We start from the raw sequence: 21,693 nt of genomic DNA, 5'->3' as shown, positions 1-21,693 counted from the left end.
GGAGACTCGCTAATGGAACTGGTGCAATCAACAAGTTCGGCCTCTTTCATCGATAAAGGCGCAAGGCAACTGCTGCTCAAGCTGCTGGGGCGTCTCGAGCACGGTCAACTGCTGCTGCGGGACGGCAGCGATCGTCATAGTTTCGGGGTGGCGGGCACTGACCTGCACGCCGAAGTGGTGGTAAAGGATCCGGCCTTCTATCGCCGCTTGTTGCTGGGAGGCAGCATTGCCGCCGGTGAAACCTGGGTAGAAGGGCTCTGGACCAGCCCGGATCCGGTGGCGCTGGTACGCTTGCTGGCCCGCAACATGACACTGCTCGACAGCCTGGAGCGGCGGCTCAGTTGGCTGAGTTTCCCCTTCAACAAGGCGCGCCACTGGCTCAATCGCAATACCCTGACAGGTTCACGATCCAACATCGCCGCCCACTACGATCTGGGCAATACCCTCTATCAGGGTTTTCTCGACAGCCATATGCAGTATTCGAGTGCCATCTATCCGGGGACAGAGTCCACTCTGGAGGAGGCACAACAGGCCAAGCTGCATACCATCTGCGAGCGCCTTGAGCTGGGACCGGACGATCACCTGCTGGAGATAGGCACAGGCTGGGGCGGGCTGGCCATTTATGCGGCCCGTCACTATGGCTGCCGGGTGACCACGACGACCATCTCCCAGGCCCAGCATGACTATGCTCGCGAGTGGATCGAGCGGGAGGGGCTCGCAGATCGCATCACCTTGCTGCTGGAGGATTATCGCAAACTGGAGGGAACCTTCGACAAGCTGGTCTCCATCGAGATGATAGAGGCGGTGGGCCACGCCTTCCTGCCCGATTACTTCCGCCAGTTGTCACGGTTGCTCAAACCCGGTGGCCGCCTGCTTATTCAGGCCATCACCATTGCCGATCAGCGCCACGCCCAGTATGTGCGCAGTGTCGACTTCATTCAGCGTTATATTTTCCCAGGCGGCTGCCTGCCGAGTGTCTCCCAGATGGCGGGACTGATCGCCCGCGAGACCGACATGCAGCTGGTGCGGCTGCACGATCACGGTCATCACTATGCCCGCACCCTGGCGCACTGGTGCGAGCGCTTTCTGGCGCTGGCCCCTGAGCTGCCCAAGCTGGGTTACAGCCAGGATTTCATCCGGTTGTGGCACTTCTATTTCGCCTATTGCGAGGGGGGCTTCTGGGAGCGGGCCATCAGTCTGGTCCAGCTGGAGGCAGCCAAACCAGGGCCAACGGGCTGGCGTGGTGACGTGCCAGTGAGCGGTCACTGACCATGTGGCAGTGGGCCCATTTGCTGGGGTTCAACCTCTATTGGCTGCTGGCGGTGAAATGGCAGCAGCCGGGTCCGCTGCTGTTGATGCTGCTGCTCCACTTCATCTTCTCTCCAAGCTGCAAGGTGGATCTGCGGCTATTGCTGGTGGCTCTGGCCGGCTGTCTGCTCGATGGCCTGCTCTGGCAACTGGGGCTGTTTCAATTCCCGGCCGGCTTTCCTCTCTGGCTGGTGCTGCTGTGGCTGGGATTTGCCTTGAGCCTCAGCCATGGACTGCGCTGGTTGCGCCCCTTGCCTCGCTGGCAGCAAGCGCTGTTTGGCATGGCGGGTGGCGCCTCCTCCTATGTGGCGGGAGCGGCCATGGGCGCAGTACACTTACCTTGGGGCATCTGGATCAGCACAGCACTATTGGCGGTGATCTGGATGTGGTGGTTACCCGTACTCCTGTGGGTAACGGTCAAGCTTGAGGGTGAATCAAGATGAACACCTTTTCGACCGACGCCTTGTTGTTTTCCAAGTGGACCAAAGAGAGCCAGCACGAGCTGACCGAGCGTTATTATCTGGTGGTTGCCTGCCAGCGTGATGCGCAGGGGCGACTGGCGCGCGTGGTGATGCAGGATATCAACACCTTGCTGGAACAGGAGATGGATTGGCATGAACTGGAAGATCCCGCGAATTGGCACATGGGGTGGAATTAGCCTCCTGATTGCCGCGCTTGGCGCCATGATGGCACCCTCTGCACAGGCATCTGCCGCCCCCTGGCAACAGCTGCGTCCGGTCGGACAGGGGGAGATGAACTGGCTCTGGTTCAAACTCTATGATGCCACCCTCTACAGCCAGAGTGGCCGCTATCAGCCGGGCCACTATCCACAGGCACTGACCCTCACCTACGCCAGAGATATCGACCGGGATGACCTGCTGACCGCCACCGCAGAGGAGTGGCAACGGCTGGGGCTTGGCAGCGAGACGCAGCGCCAGCAGTGGCTTGGGCAACTGGCAGTCTTCTGGCCCGATGTGGCGGCGGGGGACACACTGACCTTCTATGTGGATGAAGCCGGGGTTGGCCACTTCTGGTGGCAGGACAAACCCCTCGGCACTCTTCCTGATCCACAATTTGCGGTCGCCTTTCTGGCCATCTGGCTTGCCGACAACAGTCGCGATCCTGCCCTTACCCGCCGCCTGCGCGGTCAACTCTGATGCTGGAGTACTCAATGTCTTTCTATCGTTGCTGTCGTTTTCTGCTCTTGTTGCCACTCCTGTTGCTCACTGGCTGTGGCACCAGCCTGGATGACTATCGCGGTCAGGGGCCGAACTGGGATCTCGCCCGTTTCTTCAATGGCAAACTGGTGGCTCATGGCCTGGTGACAGACCGCAGCGGCGAAGTGACCAGTCGCTTTCGGGTCGAGATGGTGGGGCGCTGGCAGGATGGCAAGGGCGAACTGTTTGAGCAGTTCTACTTTGATGACGGCCGTCAGCAGACCCGGACCTGGTTTTTGAGCAAGGGGGCAGATGGTCACTGGCGCGGTACCGCATCCGACGTAGTGGGGGAGGCGGTAGGCAAGACGGAAGGTTTTGCTCTCAACTGGCGCTATCAGCTCGATCTGGTACTGCCGGATGAGCAGGTGGTTAGGGTGAGCTTTGATGACTGGATGTACCTGCTGGATGAAGATCGCCTGATCAATCGGGCCGAGATCAGCAAGTTCGGCATTCATCTGGGCGAGGTGATCCTCTATATCGAACGCATCCAAGGGTGATAAATCTGGATAATCAGCGGGTTGTCACACCAAGCGATAGCCATTCCCTATCAATCACTCAGGTAGCAACGATTACCTCTTGAGTCTGAATGGCGTTAATCTGCCTTCGTCGTCAAATCTGGAGGTGAAACATGAAAAGTCCGATTGGTCTTGATACCGTTCAATCACAAGCCCTGGCCGCCGAGTTGAACAAGTTGCTGGCCAGCTACCAGATCCTCTACATGAACGTCCGTGGCTTCCACTGGAATATCCGCGGCAATCAGTTCTTCGAACTGCACCTGAAATTTGAAGAGATCTATAACGATCTGCTGCTGAAGGTCGACGCCCTGGCCGAGCGTATCCTCACCCTGGATGGGGTGCCCATGCACAGCTTCAGCGACTACCTGAAAGTCTCTGCCATCCAGGAGCAGAAGGGGCTGCATGACGGTCGTGCCTGTGTCGAATCCCTGCTTGAGAGCTTCCGCGAGCTGCTGGTCGCCCAGCGCCGGATCCTGGGACAAGCCGCCGAGGCCGGTGACGAGGGGACGGCATCCATCCTCTCCGACTATGTGCAGCAGCAGGAAAAACTGGTCTGGATGCTGCGCGCCTATCTGGCCTGACCGCTTGTTGATGTGAGTTTTGTTGTAAACCTTTGTCGTAAACCTGAGTCGTCTCTCCTTTTATCCACCCGCTTGCCGCCCTGTTTGGGCGGCTTTTTTGTTTTTGATCTGCATCAATGAAAACTTAATTGGCAAATTGAATGCCTATTAAGTTTTTGGCGAGGGGCATAGAATCGCCACAAAACAAGCAACTGAAATGTCCAATTAGGAGAGGCATGATGTTTTGTGTGCAATGTGAACAGACAATTCGTACCCCGGCAGGCAATGGCTGTGCTTATGCACAGGGTATGTGCGGCAAGACGGCCGAAACCTCGGATCTGCAGGATGTGCTGATCTATGCGCTGCAGGGCCTCAGTGCCTGGGCGCTGGCCGCCCGCGAACATGGCGTCATCGACAACGAGATCGATGCCTTCGTGCCCAAGGCCTTCTTCGCCACCCTCACCAACGTCAACTTCGACTCCGCCCGCATCGTTGCCTATGTCAACCAGGCGTTGGCTCATCGTCAGCAGTTGGTCGACCGTCTGGCGGCACTGGCGGTGCAAGTCACCGGCTTGCCCGAGGCCGCCGGCTTCGAGCCGGGTGACGAGCTGCTCGCCCAGCTGGCCCATGCACCGCAAACCGCGGTCAATCGCGGCAAGAGCGAGGTGCACGAAGACATCATGGGGTTGCGTCTGCTCTGCCTCTACGGCCTCAAGGGGGCTGCCGCCTACATGGAACATGCCCGGGTACTGGGCCAGCAGGATAGCGAGGTAGCCGCCGAGTTCCATCGCATCATGAGCTGGCTCAGCACGGACCCGAGCGAGCTGGATCCCCTGTTCAAATGCGCCATGGAGATTGGTCTGCTCAACTTCCGTGTCATGGAGATGCTGGATCTGGGCGAAACCACGGCGTTTGGCCACCCCGAGCCGACCCAAGTGCGCGTCACTCCTGTGCCGGGCAAGTGCATCCTGGTCTCCGGCCACGACATGATGGATCTCAAGCTGATCCTGGAGCAGACCGCAGGCACTGGCATCCATGTCTACACCCACGGCGAGATGTTGCCGGCGCTGGCCTACCCCTTCTTCAAGCAGTACCCGCACCTGGTGGGTAATTACGGCTCCGCCTGGCAAAACCAGCAGAAGGAGTTTGCCAACTTCCCCGGTGCCGTTGTGATGACCTCCAACTGCATCATAGATCCCAACGTGGGCGACTATAGCGACCGCATCTTCACCCGCTCCATCGTCGGCTGGCCGGGCGTGACGCACCTCGAAGGGGACGATTTCTCCGCCGTGGTGGCAAAAGCCTTGTCGCTGGACGGTTTCAAGCACACAGAGCTCGAGCACTTCATCACCATCGGCTTTGCCCGCAATGCCCTGATGCAGGCTGCCCCGGCAGTGATTGAGAAGGTGAAAGCGGGTGAAATCAGCCACTTTTTCCTGGTGGGCGGTTGCGATGGCGACAAGGCCGAGCGCGCCTATTTCACCGAGTTTGCCAAGGCCGCCCCCAAAGACAGCCTGCTGCTCACCCTGGGCTGCGGCAAGTACAAGTTCAACAAGCTCGATTTTGGCAACATAGGTGGCATTCCCCGTTTGCTGGACGTGGGTCAGTGCAACGATGCCTACTCTGCCATCCAGCTGGCGCTGGCGCTCTCCGAGGCGTTCGAGTGTGGCGTCAATGACCTGCCGTTGACCCTGGTGCTCTCCTGGTTCGAACAGAAGGCCATCGTCATCCTGCTCACCCTGCTGGCCCTCGGTGTGAAAGACATTCGCACCGGTCCGACCGCTCCGGCCTTCCTGACCCCGGCCCTGCTCAAGGTGCTGGAGGAGCAGTTCGGCCTGAAAGGGACCACCACGGCCGAGGCAGATTTGGCCGAGATCCTGGCTGCCTGAATCCGGTGATACCGCAGGCCGTGCCGGCCTGATCATCTCAGCATGTTGTAAGCCTTTGGCGAGCCTGATGGCTCGCCTTTTTTCAAAGACTCGTGTGTCAAAAGCATGTTTTCAAAATGAGGAGCCTTGTGATGACCTCCACCTCTCTCACCCTGCGCTGCATCGGTCGTCGCGCCGACACCCATGATGTGGTGAGCTGGCAGTTTATGCCGCTCGCAGGCAGCCTGCCTCCCGTGTTGGCCGGCCAGTGCGTGACCCTGCACTCAGAGATAGACGGCCAGCCCATGTGCCGCGCCTATACCCTCTCTTCCTGCCCGCAGGATGATTTCTGGCAAGTCACCATCAAGGATGTGGGGCTAGTCTCCCACCATCTGCACCAAAGTCTGCAGGTGGGGGACGAGATCCGGGTCGACGGCCCTTTTGGCGACTTCAACCTGACTGCGCTGCCCTGCGAGTGGCCGCTGCTGCTCAGCGCAGGCTCCGGCATCACCCCCATGTGGGCCATGTTGCGCGACGAGCTTGCCAAACGGCCTGAGGCGGACATCCGCTTTATCCACAGCGCCCGCTCGCCAGCGGATGTGATCTTCTCAGATGAGCTTGCTGCGCTGGCCGAATCTCATCCCGGCGTGCGCCACGCTTTAGTGCTGGAGCAAGTACCGGAAGAGGCGCCGACGGCTTATCCCTGGGTGGGCCGACTCAGCCCGGACATGCTGAAGGAATTGGCGCCGGACTTGCACAGCCGCCACGTCTACCTGTGCGGTCCTGCGCCTTACATGGCGGCGATGAGTCGCATGTTGGCGGAGCTGGGGTTGCCAGCGGAGCAGTTGCATCAGGAGTCGTTCGGCCTGCCTGCTGTTACATCGGGCGCGGCGCCGGTTGCTGCCGCCAGCGACCATTTCTGGCTGACTCTCAAGAAGAGCGGCAAGAAGGTGAAGATACTGCCGGGCCAGACCCTGCTGGCCGCACTGGAGGGGGCTGGCGAGACCATGATAGCCGCTTGTCGCGCCGGTGTATGTGGCGCCTGTCGCTGCACCACGATTGGCGAGATCGAACGGCAGAGCGTGATGACGCTGAGTGCACAGGAGCTGGAGGGCGGCGTCGCACTGGCCTGTTCCTGCACCGCAAAGGGGGATATCAGTCTCGATTACTGATGGTGTCATGAGTATCTCAGCCTTTTCCTGGTGAAACCGGGCGAGTAGACTCAACCCAGTTTCACCAGAACACGGGATAACAAATGACAATATTGGTCACGGGCGGCGCCGGTTATATCGGTTCCCATACCCTGGTTGAGCTGCTGGGTGCCGGGCAGTCGGTGGTGGTGCTGGACAACCTGTCCAACTCTTCCCCAGAGTCCCTCAAGCGGGTCGAGCGGATCACCGGCAAGCCGGTCATCTTCGTGGAAGGGGACGTGCTGGACAGAGCCTGCCTGCAGCAGCTGTTTGCCGCCCACAAGATTGAATCCGTGATCCACTTCGCCGGTCTCAAGGCGGTGGGGGAGTCGAGCCAGATCCCGCTCACCTACTACCAGAACAACATCACAGGCACTTTGGTGCTGTGCGAGGAGATGGCCAAGGCTGGTGTGTTCCGGCTGGTGTTCAGCTCGTCGGCCACAGTGTATGGCGATCCTGCCTCTGTGCCGCTGCGGGAAGATTTCCCCACCAGCGCGACCAACCCCTATGGTCGCTCCAAGCTGATGGTGGAAGAGATACTGCGTGACTTGTCCAAATCCGATCCGCGCTGGGCCATAGTGCTGCTGCGCTACTTCAACCCGGTTGGCGCCCACGAGAGCGGCCTCATCGGTGAAGATCCTAACGGCATCCCCAACAACCTGCTGCCCTATATCAGCCAGGTGGGCGTCGGCAAGCTCAAGGAGCTGGGAGTGTTTGGCAACGACTATCCGACCCCGGATGGCACAGGCGTGCGCGACTACATCCACGTGGTGGATCTCGCCCTCGGTCATCTCAAGGCGCTGGCCCGCATCGCTGCCGATACCGGTGTCTTTACCTACAACCTGGGTACCGGTCAGGGCTATTCCGTGCTGCAGATGATCAGGGCGTTCGAGGCGGCCAGCGGTCGCACCATAGCGTACCAGATCAAACCGCGCCGCCCCGGTGACATAGCCGAATGCTGGGCCGAGCCGCACAAGGCCCGTGACGAGCTGGGCTGGCAGGCTGAGCGCGGGCTCGAACAGATGATGGCCGACACCTGGCGCTGGCAAAGCCAGAACCCGAACGGCTATGGTCCTGCTGCGAAGCCATGATCAAGGGTCATGCGCTGCTCGGGAGCCTCATTTATTCATATAAACTCCGGTCCCTGCGCAGCTCTTCGCCTTGCTGACAGCTCCTCGCGACGGCCCATCAGGCCTGAGGGCTAAAGCCTGAATGGCAAAACGCCCCGGCATCGCAATGCCGGGGCGTTTTTTTATGTGCGACGGGCCTGGTTACTGAATGCTCTTGCCCGCTCGCACATCCTTGATGAAGCCTTTCAGGCTCGCCAGATCGCGGGGGGCGCCACGCAGTATCTGGTCACCTATGATGAAGGCCGGTGTGCCTGAGATGCTCATGGCTTCGGCCAGCGCCCGGTTGGTGCCCAGGTTCTGATCTATGCTGCCGTCCTTGATCTTGGCCTCGACCTTGCTCCAGTTCACTCCGGCCGCTTCCGCCAGCTGCTTGACCTGTGCTTCATCGGACAGCGGGCCCTGATGGGCGTACAGCTTCTCGTGGAAGGCCTGGTATTTGTCAGGTTGACCCAGTTGCACCGCCAGCGCCGCACGGGCGGCGAAGTAGGAGGTTTCGCTCAGGATGGGGAACTGCTTGTAGATGTAGCGGATATCCTTGTCTTCACCCAGCAGTTGCTTGATCAGCGGATGGGCGCGCTTGCAGTAACCGCAGTTGTAATCGAAGAACTCGACCACGGTCAGGCTGCCCTTGGGGTTGCCGCTCTCGGGATCCTTATTGGAATAGAGCTGCTTGGCGTGCGCCTCGATCAGGCTCTTGTCGTTGGCCGCCTGCTGGCTCTCCTGCTTGGCACGCAGGGCATTGGACATCTCGACCAGGATCTCCGGATTCTTGACCAGATAGTCGCGCACGATTTGCTCGACATCGCTCTTGGTCAGCTCGCTTGCCTGAACCGGCGCCGCAAGCAGGGTGGCGCCAGTCAGGGCGCAAAGCAGGGCATGTTTGATTCTCATAAGTCCATCTTGCTGGGAATTTCGTGATGGTCACTATAGTGGGTGAGTCTGTTTTCAAGTCAAGTTATCTGGTTGAAAAAGCGCTGTTTCTGCCCGTTTTATCGACTTTATGCGTCATTTAGCCCAATAAATCGGCAAACGAACCAAAAGGGGATTTACAAGCCGGATCGCCATGGGTAATATTCGCCGCACTGTCGCGGAGGGGTGGCAGAGCGGCTGAATGCACCGGTCTTGAAAACCGGCGATGGGCGACCATCCGTGGGTTCAAATCCCACCTCCTCCGCCATTTATTTAGCTCAAAAGGCCATCCGAAAGGATGGCCTTTTTGCTATGTAAAAAATGATGCGCGAAGGCATTGGCGGTCACACATTCAAACAATATTAAAATCCTTTTGTGGTTTGGTTTTAGTCTCCCAATACACCATGCAAAATTCGATGCCAACCGCTGTTACAAGTGCGCCTTTCTGCTGCCAGGTCAGATAGCATTACTCCTGACTACAAGTCTTCCTTCCTAAATGGACCATCATTCCCATTATGCTGAAACGGGACTGTGACCGCCGAAGCCACCGCAGGATAGCATCATCATGCAGTTGGCTGCTCCAACGGATCCTTCCACTGTCAATGGCGTGAAGCACTGTTTACTCTGTCCGTCAACATGCGTATCTCCTGTCTATTGTCCAGTGGGTGAAGAAAGTGGCCAAGATGTCTAAGGAGGGAGGCTCGCAACCGGTTCAAGGGATTTATGGGATGGAAAGCATTTGCTGTGGGATTGATTATGAGGACCTGCTATTTATCAATGTGGCTGATGGCTTTGGCATTAATGAAAGATCGAGCGTTGATATTGGAGGATGGTGAACATGATTGAATGCCATAGTGAATTTCTCGGTGAGAGGCTTTAGTACAACATTTATTAATAAGGTGGTTTCTCATATGAGAGTGGCCATATGCGCGCTGATTTATATTAAACCCTAAGAAAGAATTTTTAATAGCATCGGTAAATACCACTCGAATTTATTATTGGTAATGTCAACATTTTTCATATTTTTGATAGGCTCCTCGCAAGGAATTGAATTTCTTTTATAAATAAAGCAGTTGCAGGCGGCATATGTTTCTCCACATGATGGACGATGCGGATGCCTCGTTCGAATGTGAGCCCCTCTATAGGGATCTCGACCAGTCTTCCACTTTCAATATCATGAGAAACTGCCAGCCGTGAAATAATAGAAATGCCTAGGTTGTGAATGACACCTTGTTTAATTGCTTCCTGACTTGAGATCTCTAGCAAATTATGTAACTGGACGTTATGGGACTCTATCGTCTTGAACAGGAATGAGCGTGTTGCCGAGCCAATGGGTTTGGTCAGAAAAGTTTCATTGCACAAATCAGCCAACTGACAATGACGCTGCTGCGCCAAGCGGTGATTAGGTGAGCTGACCAACACCAGAGTATCGCGATAAAAATCAGTTAGTAAGTAACGCTCTGAATCTATTTTTATCTGATCAGACAGTAATAGAAACTCGACCTCATTTGCCTCCAATTTACGTAGTAAATGTTGTGAGGACGTAATATCTATTAAGAATTTAATATCTGGAGCCTGCTTTTTATACAATGAAAGCAGTCTTGGGATAAGATAGACACCAATAAAATTACTGGCTCCAAATGTAACAGTCCCCTTAAGCGGGTTATCAAGTTGGCGCAGATGTTCATGTGCTGCTTGTAATGTATTAATAACCTGTGCTGCGTAAATGCGAAACTCCTCCCCTTGATGAGTCAGATGCATACGCTTCCCAATGCGATCAAATAGTACTGTGTCTAGTTCCTGCTCCAATGTCCGTATTTTCTGGCTCATTGCTGGTTGTGAGCAGTGCATGAGATTGGCTGTTTCGGTCAGATTAAGACAATCGGACAGAATGAGAAATGCTTGAAGCTGATTTAAATTCATCATTTTCACCTAAAAGTTAGGTATGTTATAAAATATATATGCCATAAGCTGCGTAAGAAGAACAGTGGTTTCATATCATTTTCTTCCTGATTTCAAGTTACTACCATGAGGGTTACTATTGGGGTCGACACTCACTCATCATATAGACTTGCTCCATCGATATCCCCCTAATAGGTAAATCTTATGACTTAAATTCAAAAAAGCAATTGGATTTACATACTGTTTTCCATGAAAGTAACATGGCACATGCTAAAAGGAGAAAGTCGCATGAACATCAGTCCATTGGGTGAATCGCATAATATTCCCCCTCAACAATTAAACAAGAAGCTAAAAAGCTCATCATTTTTGAATAAATTTGGTATTCCTATTGCAATAGTAGTATTTTTAGTTTTGATGTTTATGCCAACTCCTGAAGGCCTGACTACTGAAGGTAAAAAGGCATTGGCAATATTTTGTTCAGCCTTGGTGATGTGGGTGTCAGGATCATTGCCCATCTATTTGACATCCATAATTGCTATCATTATGTTGGTGTTGACAAATACAGTAAAAGAAAAAGCTGCATTTAGCACCCTGGGATTTGATGTCATATGGTTAATGGTCTCAGCATTTATTTTGACATCAGCCATGATGAAGTCGAATCTGGCTCGCCGCTTTGCTCTATGGATGATTACTCATTTTGGCCAGACCCCTAAAAAAACTCTATTGGTTCTGATATTCATCAACTTTGCATTGGCCTTTTTCGTTCCATCGACAACCGCTAGAGCCAGCCTAATGGTGCCTATTTGTATTATTTTATTAGAAATTTATCGTGCTATCCCAGGTGAAAGCAACTTTGGTAAATTAACAATGTTGCTAGGAGTGCAAGCTGATGCTATTGCTACATCTGGTGTCATGACGGGTACTGCAGCAAACATGATAGCTGTTCGATTTATTGAAGAACAAACTGGTGCAAATATTGGTTATATGGATTGGTTGATGGCCAGCATGCCAACAGCAATTCTAACTATGCTTCTTACTTATGGCGTAGGATTACGGCTGTTTTCATTCAAGGGCGAAGTGGGTTTTTCTGAAGGAATGAATAAACTGACAGCCGAATTGGCGTCGCTGGGTAAGATAACCAGCAATGAAAAACGAGCGATAGCGATCTTTATTTTTACTGTCGTGCTATGGGCAACGGAGGACTATCACGCAGTCTGGTTCAATGGCTGGAGTATCAGTGTATATATGACAGCTGTGATAGCTGCAGTTTTATGTTTGATGCCGAAAGTTGGCTTGCTGACATGGTCTGAGGCAAATATAAAATGGGACTTGATGTTATTTGCGGCCGGTGCCTATGCTGCAGGTAATGCGCTGGAATCAACCCAGGGGGCTCAATGGATAATTGGTAAGCTGGTCTATGGCTTGGGACTGGAAACAATGACTCCAACAACCACTTATGTTGTGGTTATTTTCCTAAGCATGTATAGCCACATGATTTTTACTTCTAAAACGGTACGTACTACTATTTTGATTCCTGCATTTATTGCACTGGCTAAAACATTAGGCCTTAATCCAGTTACACTCGCTCTAGCAGCAGCCTTTACCTTGACATACACAATTACATTGCCACCTCATTCGAAAGTTAATGCTATTTATTTCTCCACAGGTTTTTTTACAGTTCTAGATCAGCTGAAATATGGTGTTATCACTTGTTTTATTGGGGCCAGCATTATTTCCATCGCAGTATTAAGCTGGTTTAAGCTACTTGGATATACATTGTGATGTTCATCAACTATGAGTGGTGTCTTTATATTGATAACGTGGAGGTATAAATATGCGTCTTATTCTTATGAGACACGGTGAAACACTATGGAATATAGAAAAACGTCTGCAAGGACATGAGAATACACCTCTTTCTCCTCGTGGGATTGCTCAGGCAAAGGCGATTATTCCAAATATACGCGAGCTTTCTCCCGTACGAGTTGTCAGCTCGGATCTTGGCCGTGCTCGACAAACTGCGGAGATCATTGGATATGGTCAGGCAATCTCAGATCCTGAGTTACGTGAATTGAATATGGGGGTGTGGACAGGACAATCCAAGCCTGAGTTAATCGCAACACAAAGTAGTCTTTATGATGCATGGCGGGCAGGTACATTTACCCCTGAAGGTGGTGAGAAATGGGATGTATTTTTATCCAGAATAGAAAAGGCACTTCATTCATGGGTTCAGGCCGGCGATGGAGATCTTTTAGCTGTAGTGCACAGCGGTGTTATAAGAGCAGCTTGTGTGGCGTTCTTGGGATTGAAGCCTTCACAGCTGTTACCTGTAACGCCTGGGAGTCTGACAATTTTTAATTTTTCCAGGCATTCATATCGGCCTCAACTGGAAGCTTATAACATAGGTGGGTTATCACCTGATAAATCTGTAGCGGATTAATTAGATTATGACTCTTCCTTTAAGGAAGAGTCATAATCTTTTCTCCCTCTATAGTCTTGCAGACCTTTGTATTTTTATTGCTATAATTTCTTTTGTGAGATTCATATGGTTTTTTTGAGGTTATCAATAGAACGTTTATCTGGTGTTTAGTGTATTCGAAATTAATGTGTAACTTCGTTTAAAACTTCTGTGGTGTACGTAGCAAACGCCAAGTTTGCAGGCATTATTTACCGAAAAACTTTGGTTCTGTGATGGGAGCTGGTTTACGAGTTGTTGATGCTTGTTAACATGCGGTACGTTTCCATGTTTGGCCACCCTATCTTGTGCACGATCCTCATACCGTAGAAATGAACACCCTGCATGCGCTGGATCTTATCGCCCAGTTTGAGACGGCCGCTGATGAGCGCACCATAGTGACCCTGTTGCGTGAACTGACAGCGCGCATGGGGTTCGATTATTTCAGGCTTGGCTTGATCTTCCCCAGTACCATTCAGCGTCCCGACGTCATCATCTTCAACGGTTGCCCGCAAGCCTGGGTAGATACCTACACGGCCAGCGGCTTCTTTGCCATCGATCCCATCGTCAAACGCGGCATGACCCAAAGCACTCCCATTCTGTGGGCCGATGTGGCGCGCGATGACGAGCGTTGCGATGAGCAGGGCCGGGAGGTGATGCAACTGGCCAGCGAATTCGGCATTCGCGATGGCGTGACCTTTCCCTGGCACGGTGCCAACGGCCATGTGGGCCTGCTCTCCTTCATCACCAGTACACCACGTAGTAGCCAACAGTGGCTCTCTGCGGTGCCGTTTCTCAGCTGGCTCTCCATGCATATCTTCGAGGCGGTAGCCCGGGTCTGTCTGGCCGGTCTGTCACCGCAGGATGCGCTGAGCGTGCGGGAGCTGGAGGTGTGCCGATGGGCGGCGGAGGGAAAGCAGGTGAGTGACATTGCCCAGATATTGGGGATCACCCCTCGTACCGTGACGTTTCATCTGAACAATGTGGTCAGCAAGCTGGGAGCCAGCAGCAAGAGCCAGGCCATCTCATGGGCCCTGAAGCAAGGCGTCGTCAGACTGAATGTAGAGATGGCGTTGGTTGCCAATGTGGATGAAGGGCAGTGATTCACTTTGTATCGCGCAACAAATTGCGCAATATGCGAAATATTCAGCTGGCAGGGCAACTATTCCCGGTGTAAACGGTGGTCGGGCGCAGCTTATTGCGTCATGTGAGCTGGCTGGTGCAAAGCTATGTTGTTAATGCATTGAAAAATATGAAATAAAAAGAGTGGCATGGTCGCTGCTAATGGTTTCGGTCGAGTGTCATTACCGTTCAACCAATCAGGAGCATACCCATGCCAACTCCATGTTATATCAGCATCGAAGGTAAAACCCAGGGCAACATCACCGCGAGTGCCTTCACCTCCGATTCCGTCGGCAACATCTTCGTGCAAGGTCACGAAGACGAGATGCTGGTACAAGAGTTCCAACACGTTGTGACCGTACCGACTGACCCGCAATCCGGTCAGCCTGCTGGCCAGCGTGTCCACAAGCCGTTCAAATTCACCGTTGCCCTGAACAAGGCCGTACCGCTGATGTACAACGCCCTGGCCTCCGGCGAGATGCTGCCGAAAGTGACCCTGAAGTGGTACCGCACTTCTGTGGAAGGAAAGCAGGAGCACTTTTTCTCTACCGTGCTGACCGATGCCACCATCGTCGATATCGACTGCCAGATGCCCCACTGCCAGGACCCGGCGAAGTCTGACTTCACCCAGCTGATCCAGGTCTCTCTGGCCTACCGCAAGATTGACTGGGAGCACACTGTCGCTGGCACCTCCGGCTCTGACGACTGGCGCGCACCCAGCGAAGCGTAAGCTCCGCTCTCTTATTGACGTTATTCCTTGTTGCACACCTAGGGTTCTGGCACTCGCAGTGTCAGCGGTTGCCAGACCCGTGCAAATTTTCTCCGGCCTGTTCATCTGGATGTGGTCGGAGCTTTTGTGTTTTGCCATATGGCCCAGGATCTCGGCCTTATTGCAAAGCACAACAGAGGCCAGTCGAGATGTGTTCCACTATTTCATTGCTCGGTGACATAGGCACCGACCACGATGGTTTTCACCCATCCCCAGTGATTGCCGCGAGCCCGGATGTCTTTCTCGACGGCAAGCCGGTAGCCCGGCAGGGCGATCCGCTGGCGCCCCATGACAAGCCCAATAATCCCCCCCATCCGCGCAGCATCTCGGGGGGTGTCGGCACTGTCCTGTGCTCTTTGCGGCGCAGTGGCAAGCCCATCGCCGTGACCGGTACCGCCATCGGTTGCGGTGGCGTTGTGATTGGCTCGGGCAGCGGACAGGCAGGATAAGGAACAGCGTTATGGCAGACAGCACAGGATTACAATTTACCGTCAAGGTAGGGGCGCTGCCCAAGAGCACTTTCGTGGTGGCCGAGTTTGCGCTGGAAGAGGCACTGAACAGCCCGTTCCAGTTGCGATTGGAATTGGCGAGCCCAGAGCCTGACGTCGACTTTGGCGCCGTGCTGGACCAGCCCTGTGAGCTCATGGTGTGGTATAACGGCGAGCTGCAGCGGCGGGTGTGCGGGGTTGTCAGTGACTTTGCGCAAGGGGACAGCGGTTTTCGCCGCACCCGCTATCAGCTCATGGTGCAGCCGGCCCTGTGGCGACTTTCGCTACGCCAGAACTCCCGCATCTTCCAGGCACAGAAGCCCGATGAAATCCTCTCCATCCTGTTGCAAGAGCACAGCATTACCGACTACGCCTTTGCGCTCAAGAATGAGCACGCCAAGCGGGAATACTGCGTGCAGTACCGGGAAACTGACCTTGATTTCGTCAACCGGCTCGCCGCCGAAGAGGGGCTCTTCTATTTTCATGAATTCGACGCGGGTAAACACCGCATCGTGTTTGCCGACGATGCGGCGGCGCTGACCGCCGGCCCTGAACTCTTCTTCAACCTGGGCAACCGCTCGCTGGAGCAGGGCCCCTATGTGCGCCAGTTCCACTACCGGGAAGTGGTGCGCCCCTCTGATGTGGAGCTGAAAGACTACAGCTTCAAGACCCCGGCCTACGGTCTCTCCCACAAAAAGCAGGGCAGCGAGCTGGAGCATCAGCGCGATACCTACCAGCACTTTGACTTTCCGGGTCGCTACAAGCAGGACCCGAGCGGCAAAGCGTTTGCCCAGCACAGGCTCGATGCGCTTCGCAATGATGCCGTGGCGGGCAGCGGCAAATCCAACAGTGCAGCCCTGCTGCCAGGCCAGTTTTTTTCGCTGACCGAGCATCCGAACGGCAATCTGAATACCGACTGGCAAATCGTGCGTATCAGCCACACCGGCTTGCAGCCACAAGCGCTGGAAGAGGAGGGGGGCAGCGGCCCGACCGTCTACCACAACGAGTTTGGGGTGGTCAAAGCGAGCACCACCTGGCGTGCCCGTATCGGCAGCCCACAAGCCCCCCACAAGCCCATGGTGGACGGCCCGCAAATTGCCATCGTGGTGGGCCCCGAGGGGGAGGAGATTTACTGCGACGAACACGGCCGGGTGAAACTGCAATTCCCGTGGGACAGATATGGCAGCTCCAACGACCAGAGCTCCTGCTGGGTGCGGGTGAGCCAGGGTTGGGCGGGTGGCCAGTACGGCATGATGGCCATTCCGCGCATCGGTCACGAAGTTATCGTTTCATTTTTGGAAGGGGACCCGGACCAGCCTATCGTCACCGGTCGCACCTTCCACGTCACCAACCGGCCGCCCTACTACTTGCCAGCCAACAAGACCCGTACCGTGCTGCGCACCGAAACCCATCAGGGTGAGGGCTTCAACGAACTGCGTTTTGAAGACCAGGCGGGGCAGGAAGAGGTTTACATCCACGGTCAGAAAGACCTGAACGTGCTGATTGAAAATGATGCGGCCTGGCATATCAAGCATGACCAGCACACAGATATCGACAATGAGCGAGTCACCCGCATCAAGGCAAATGACCACCTGACGGTGGAGGGTGAGAAGCGCGACCAGGTCAAGGCGGACTATTCGCTGACCGTCGATGCCTCCATGCACCAGAAACTGGGTCGGTCCCTGCTGGTCGATGCTGGCAGCGAGGTGCATCACAAGGCTGGCATGAAGATAGTGATGGAGGCAGGCGCCGAGCTGACCCTGAAAGTGGGCGGCAGCTTCGTCAAGATCGACCCAAGCGGCGTCACCCTCAGCGGCGGCTCCATCAAGATGAACTCGGGCGGCAGCCCGGGTTCCGGCTCCGGCTGGGGAGGCCAGATGCCGATCCAGCCCGGTGAGGTTGAAGTGGTCGCACCGCCGCCGCCGATGGAGCCTGTGCGTCAGATTACGACGCTAAAATCTGCCGAGCCAGTGTGTGAAATTTGTGAGCAGTTGGCCAGGCAGGAAGGGGGTGATTGATGGGAACTATCCCAATCGAGATGGCACCCGATATTGAGCTGGCCAACGCTGAGCGGCTCTATTTGCTGCTCGATGGTGCCCGTATTCCCGAGCTGGAAAGGGTTTTGTTCGAACAGGATGATGCTCCCGTTTATCAGCCTATTTATCTTTATGCTCCCTGGGACAGCCTGCGAGAGGTGAGCCCCTGTCTGGTGTGTGCAACGCCTAATCTGCTCGATTGGTTTATGCAAAACCGTGAACCATCATGGGGTTACCTGCTATCGTCCCAGCTTGGCTTGTTGCCTCTTGCTGAGCGACTGAGAGCGCTAATCGAAGTCGAAAGCCCTTACGGCAGCCGGATCCTGCTCAAACTTGCCATGCCTGAAACCATGTGGCGTTTGTTTATGGATGACGAGCCCTGGCTCTGGCAAGACGTTGAGCAGGTCTGGATCCCGGTGCGGCAAGCCAACCAGCCAGTGTGGTGGCACAAGACAGTGTCACCTGAGCTGGGCGAGCCGGTTGGCAAACGGTTCAGACTCTCGGATGCGCAGTGGACTCGTCTGGGGGAAGTCACCTGGTTGAGCACTCTGGATGCTATCTGGCGCCATATGAATAAATGGTTTCCGGCTCGTTTGCAGGAACAAATTGAGCCTGCCGCATGGATTGCCCATTGGGCCAAACAGGCTTATCAACTGGGATTTCAGACAGAGCGTGACCTTCTGCTGTTTTTCAATGTACTGGGATTTGTCGGCGATGGATGGTGGGAGAACCATGACTACCCGACCCTGACCAAACTGCTGACCGTACCTTCGGCACAGACACCATCACAACGTGTGGAGCTGGCGGCCAGTTGGGCAGAGCAGCGCGCATTACCACTGGAGTTAACCTAAATGGGCAAAACCTACCTGGTTAAACAGGGTGATACCCTGGGCGACATTGCTCGTCGCAATAACACCACTGTCGATGCCATTGCCAAGCTCAACGGCATTACTGACCCGAACAAAATTGATAGCGGGCAGATCCTTAAACTGCCTGAATCGAACAGTGCGGCTGCGGGCGACACATCGACGCAGCCGAAAGGGGGAGCCAATGCGGATGCGCGGGCTTCAGGCATCACAGATTGCCAGAGTCCAGCCGGTGTATGTCCATGCAATGGAGATATATCGCTGGTGCCGGTGCGTTATGCTATCGATGAGCGACCTGCCAACAAAGGGGGCGCCCAACCCCATCCGTTACCGAAAGGGCCGGACTTTAGATGGCCCTTGGCCCTCAAAGGCAGTGCCTACACGTTGCGCCAACTGCGCGATGGTTGGCTTTATGTCTATAACGAGACCAGCAAAGAACTCGACGAGTATGAAATCAAAGGGGCGCAGTTTATCCATGCCAGCAAGGGTGCCAAGGGGCATGTCATTTATCCGCGTTCAGCGATGTTGTCGCTATGCTATTCACCCCACGTCTGGAGTGAGCGCATCAAATCAATAATGAGTGATGTGGATAAAGGAAAGAGTGTGCGCAGCCAGTGGATGAGAACGCTCAGTTTGCCTGTGTTTGTCCGCAACTTGGGACACACCCATGGCGCGCCCATCGATCAGCTCAATAATGTGGCAGACATGAACGATGGCAATCAGGCTTTTGTGCTCTCTTGTACACCCCTTCTCAAAGATGTTGATGAGGACCAACAAGGGGATGTGCGTTTGCTGTCACACAAGGCAGCCTACAGCCAGTCGATCTATATGACAAACATGCCAGATCCCAAGAGCGCCATGATGATCGCACTCGCTGATCCGCTGGCGGATGTGGCTGATTTGAGCATGGTGGTGAATAGCTTGATGGCGCAGCAGGATGCATTACTGGGAAGTAATGACGAGGAGCGAAAGCAGACGAGTCACAAGCTGATGATGGCAGAGGTTACCCGCAATCTGGCGCGAGTGCGGGTAGGCGAGCAAGACTTGCCCGCCTCGGTGCGCGGGGATGCGGCCAAGGCCTATGAGTTTGAAACTGTGCTAGATGAGTATCTTGGCTATCGCAACCTCGAACAGATGGAAGAGATGTCTGGTGAGGCTCTTGGGGCGATGAGAGGCATACGTTCACCGCTGGCCGAGCGGGTTGATGACTTACAAAAAACATTGGCCAACGAGTATGGTTTTACCCCGAGTCTGGCGCAAGAAAAGGCCTGGAGTGAGCGTAGCCGTTTTCAAAATGAGGTGAACTGGAAGGGACTGAACGACTTTGTGGCTCGTTATCAGGCGCCCTTGGCAGAGCTTGCCCACGAGCTGGCGCTGGCCCATCAGGATTTGAGCGTGGCGATCTCGCATCTTAAAGCAGACCCGCTGCCGTTGGGGCTGGACCCCGAGCAGGTAAAGGGGCAGGCCTATTTATCCTTGCTGTTTGCCGAGGCGGGGCAGGCGCTGAGCTTAAGTTGCCAGGATGAACGCGCGGCCGAGGCGATGAAGAAACTGGCATCGACGCCGAGCAACTTGCTGGCGCTTGGGCCTTACGGCTTTGATGTGAGGCTGTTTGATGGGTTGACGGCGCAGACGGTGGATCAGCCCTGGCTGACCGGCTCATCTGGAGATATGACCGCCTTTTGGGGCCGTCTTGCCGACCTTGAGAGTTTGCTTGGCGATGAGCATATCAAACAGAAGGGATGGTATCAGGCATCAGCGGCAGTTTTTGATGCGATGCGAGAGGCGAGTCGCGAACTGGCCAAGGGGGCCAGGGAAACGCTACTGGCGGTAGTGCTGCCCCATGGCAATATCAACAATCTGGGCACCTTGCTGCGCCTTGTTTTGCTGGAGTCAGTACTGGGCGAGATGCCATTACAATTGGCGGAGCATGGCGCGTACAGAACGAAGCAGAAGGCGTTTGAGCAGAGTGTTGCCAAAGAGCAGCAGAACAGCCACACGGATCGGAGTGGTGGTTATCAGAGCAAACATCATCAGGACGCGCAGAGTGTCATCAAGCAGCAGAAAATGTTGGCGCTGATGCAAGAGGCGTCACCCCTCATCCAGTTGAAGGCGGATGCTTATACCGAAGCGGGGCGGCAGTATGTACGCGGTTATCTGACGCGGGTGAGTGAGGCGCTGGGCAGTGGCAAGCGGGAGCTGTTTACCGCCCTCAATAGCAACAATACCGTGCCGAATATGGGCACCGTTGGCGGTTTGGTGGCGCTGATTAACCTCTGGAACCTGTTGGTGGTTACGCAGGCAACGGGGGAGAATATCAATTCGCTCGGAGAGGCGCGCGCGTCGGCGCAGTGGGGGGCAGCAGTCGGCTGGACAGGCAATGCGGTGATGGCGCTCTATCAAGGCCAGGCGTCGACGGCGTTGTTGGGAAAAGAGACGCTGAAAGGTAACTTAATAACTAGCGTGTCCATTTCAAAGGCCATTGCAGAAGGTAGTGGCGTCTTGGTTAAAACCTTTACCAACAGAATGCTGGCCTTTGCCGGATTGGGTTTGGTGGCCGCGGTGGCGGAGGCGTGGGATACCTTTGAGGCAGCCAAAGACCCGCTATTGGGTGAGGTTGAGAGACTGCTGATGCGGGCCAAGATATGGGTGTTGGGTGGGCAAGGAGTGGTTTTCTTCATTCAAGTTGCCACACTTGGATCCTCAAGTTTTGGGCTCGGTGCTATCAGTGCCATCTTCGCCACCTGGATGCTAACCAGCTTGTTTGTGCTGGGGGTGGCCTATCTGCTGCTGACTGTGCTGATTAATATCTTCAAGCGCAGCGAGCTGGAAAAATGGCTGGCGCAATCAACCTGGGGCACCCAGCCCAATACCCACTGGACCGCCGAGCAGGAGTTAAAAGAGCTGGAGCATATCGTCCATAAACCGGCAGCGCGTATTGTGACGAAAGAGACCTCCTCACACTTTGGTTGGGGTGGCACCAGTTACGACCGCTATCTGGAGATAGATCTGCCGGGTTATCTGCAAGGTCAGTGGTTTGACTTGCACCTGAGCGGCCAACCTCAACTGGGAATAGGGCAAGGGGCAGGTATTCGCAGCGTTGAGGAGGTAAAACGGCTTGCCGCCAGTATGACGCCATATACCCCCGTCCTCAGTGATGGCCGCTGGCAAGGGAGTCAGTTCAGCCTGTGGCTGGGCCCCCAGAATAGCGAATATAGGCTTACGGTGAGCTATGGCGGCCTGTATGGCGGTCAGCTTATCTTTAGCGGCAAGGCGAGCCGGGGGGAGATGACATTAAGCGCGAGCAGCGCGGGGGCGTTGGCAATGACCAGGCTGCCCGTGGGCACAGCAAAGGGATAAC

Annotated in this window: 19 protein-coding genes and 1 tRNA gene; 18 read left to right on the top strand and 2 right to left on the bottom strand. The window is 54.9% G+C overall.

All coding sequences use genetic code 11. The annotated features are described in order from the left end of the window. Positions 1–12 precede the first annotated feature (12 nt). The 9 genes from GWQ27_RS00985 (at position 13) to galE (ending at position 7,749) form a co-directional block, all read left to right on the top strand. Positions 13–1,269, top strand: coding sequence for a cyclopropane-fatty-acyl-phospholipid synthase family protein (locus GWQ27_RS00985; RefSeq protein ID WP_265458729.1), 1,257 nt, complete (start codon positions 13–15; stop codon positions 1,267–1,269). A 2-nt stretch (positions 1,270–1,271) separates the two neighbouring features. After that, a complete protein-coding gene (locus GWQ27_RS00980) occupies positions 1,272–1,751 on the top strand; it encodes a DUF2878 domain-containing protein (RefSeq protein ID WP_275906452.1) in 480 nt (159 codons plus the stop codon). Next, positions 1,748–1,966 carry a TIGR02450 family Trp-rich protein gene (locus GWQ27_RS00975; protein WP_005311934.1) on the top strand — a complete coding sequence of 73 codons (219 nt, stop codon included), beginning with the start codon at positions 1,748–1,750 and terminating at the stop codon, positions 1,964–1,966. The genes GWQ27_RS00980 and GWQ27_RS00975 overlap by 4 nt, the downstream gene beginning before the upstream one ends. Continuing rightward, positions 1,923–2,465: a chalcone isomerase family protein gene (locus GWQ27_RS00970; protein WP_275906451.1), complete on the top strand. Its 543-nt coding sequence runs from the start codon at positions 1,923–1,925 to the stop codon at positions 2,463–2,465. Before GWQ27_RS00975 ends, GWQ27_RS00970 begins: the two co-directional genes overlap by 44 nt. A 14-nt stretch (positions 2,466–2,479) precedes the next feature. Beyond that, positions 2,480–3,022 carry a DUF3833 domain-containing protein gene (locus GWQ27_RS00965; RefSeq protein ID WP_265461613.1) on the top strand — a complete coding sequence of 181 codons (543 nt, stop codon included), beginning with the start codon at positions 2,480–2,482 and terminating at the stop codon, positions 3,020–3,022. Positions 3,023–3,153: 131 nt separating this feature from the next. Next, complete coding sequence (locus tag GWQ27_RS00960) at positions 3,154–3,621, top strand: Dps family protein (protein ID WP_265461614.1); 468 nt, start codon at positions 3,154–3,156, stop codon at positions 3,619–3,621. Between the two features lie 218 nt (positions 3,622–3,839). Beyond that, positions 3,840–5,489 carry a hydroxylamine reductase gene (hcp, locus tag GWQ27_RS00955; protein WP_275906569.1) on the top strand — a complete coding sequence of 550 codons (1,650 nt, stop codon included), beginning with the start codon at positions 3,840–3,842 and terminating at the stop codon, positions 5,487–5,489. Positions 5,490–5,620: 131 nt separating this feature from the next. Then, positions 5,621–6,640, top strand: coding sequence for a hybrid-cluster NAD(P)-dependent oxidoreductase (locus GWQ27_RS00950; protein ID WP_275906450.1), 1,020 nt, complete (start codon positions 5,621–5,623; stop codon positions 6,638–6,640). A gap of 83 nt (positions 6,641–6,723) precedes the next feature. Then, entirely contained in the window at positions 6,724–7,749 is a 1,026-nt protein-coding gene (gene galE, locus GWQ27_RS00945) for a UDP-glucose 4-epimerase GalE (RefSeq protein ID WP_021140952.1), read from the top strand. 180 nt (positions 7,750–7,929) lie between these two features. Here the strand turns inward: galE and GWQ27_RS00940 are convergent, their stop codons facing one another. After that, positions 7,930–8,679 carry a DsbA family protein gene (locus tag GWQ27_RS00940; RefSeq protein WP_021140953.1) on the bottom strand — a complete coding sequence of 250 codons (750 nt, stop codon included), beginning with the start codon at positions 8,677–8,679 and terminating at the stop codon, positions 7,930–7,932. 198 nt (positions 8,680–8,877) lie between these two features. On the opposite strand from GWQ27_RS00940, the gene GWQ27_RS00935 reads away from it, so the two are divergent. Then, positions 8,878–8,965 (top strand) — tRNA-Ser (locus tag GWQ27_RS00935). 749 nt (positions 8,966–9,714) lie between these two features. Here the strand turns inward: GWQ27_RS00935 and GWQ27_RS00930 are convergent. Then, positions 9,715–10,620, bottom strand: coding sequence for a LysR family transcriptional regulator (locus GWQ27_RS00930; RefSeq protein WP_275906449.1), 906 nt, complete (start codon positions 10,618–10,620; stop codon positions 9,715–9,717). A gap of 267 nt (positions 10,621–10,887) precedes the next feature. Here GWQ27_RS00930 and GWQ27_RS00925 point away from each other — a divergent pair, with 267 nt between their 5' ends. From GWQ27_RS00925 to GWQ27_RS00890, 8 genes are all read left to right on the top strand, one after another. Further along, positions 10,888–12,381: a DASS family sodium-coupled anion symporter gene (locus GWQ27_RS00925; RefSeq protein ID WP_275906448.1), complete on the top strand. Its 1,494-nt coding sequence runs from the start codon at positions 10,888–10,890 to the stop codon at positions 12,379–12,381. Positions 12,382–12,433: 52 nt separating this feature from the next. Continuing rightward, positions 12,434–13,036, top strand: a complete 603-nt coding sequence (locus tag GWQ27_RS00920) for a histidine phosphatase family protein (protein ID WP_275906447.1) — start codon at positions 12,434–12,436, stop codon at positions 13,034–13,036. A gap of 347 nt (positions 13,037–13,383) precedes the next feature. Then, positions 13,384–14,154 carry a LuxR family transcriptional regulator gene (locus tag GWQ27_RS00915; protein ID WP_265431623.1) on the top strand — a complete coding sequence of 257 codons (771 nt, stop codon included), beginning with the start codon at positions 13,384–13,386 and terminating at the stop codon, positions 14,152–14,154. A gap of 230 nt (positions 14,155–14,384) precedes the next feature. Continuing rightward, positions 14,385–14,903 (top strand): type VI secretion system effector Hcp1, encoded by a 519-nt coding sequence (gene hcp1, locus GWQ27_RS00910; RefSeq protein ID WP_021140316.1) that lies wholly within the window; start codon positions 14,385–14,387, stop codon positions 14,901–14,903. A 188-nt stretch (positions 14,904–15,091) separates the two neighbouring features. After that, positions 15,092–15,391: a type VI secretion system PAAR protein gene (locus GWQ27_RS00905; RefSeq protein ID WP_275906446.1), complete on the top strand. Its 300-nt coding sequence runs from the start codon at positions 15,092–15,094 to the stop codon at positions 15,389–15,391. Between the two features lie 11 nt (positions 15,392–15,402). Then, complete coding sequence (locus GWQ27_RS00900; RefSeq protein WP_275906445.1) at positions 15,403–17,448, top strand: type VI secretion system tip protein VgrG; 2,046 nt, start codon at positions 15,403–15,405, stop codon at positions 17,446–17,448. Further along, positions 17,448–18,317, top strand: coding sequence for a DUF4123 domain-containing protein (locus GWQ27_RS00895; RefSeq protein ID WP_275906444.1), 870 nt, complete (start codon positions 17,448–17,450; stop codon positions 18,315–18,317). The genes GWQ27_RS00900 and GWQ27_RS00895 overlap by 1 nt, the downstream gene beginning before the upstream one ends. Next, positions 18,318–21,692, top strand: a complete 3,375-nt coding sequence (locus GWQ27_RS00890; RefSeq protein ID WP_275906443.1) for a T6SS effector BTH_I2691 family protein — start codon at positions 18,318–18,320, stop codon at positions 21,690–21,692. It abuts the gene before it with no gap. Position 21,693 lies beyond the last annotated feature (1 nt).

It is taken from the genome of Aeromonas sp. 5HA1 (assembly GCF_029237245.1).
GTDB classification, from domain to species: Bacteria; Pseudomonadota; Gammaproteobacteria; order Enterobacterales; family Aeromonadaceae; genus Aeromonas; species Aeromonas salmonicida.
This window is presented reverse-complemented; position numbering and strand designations above follow the sequence as displayed.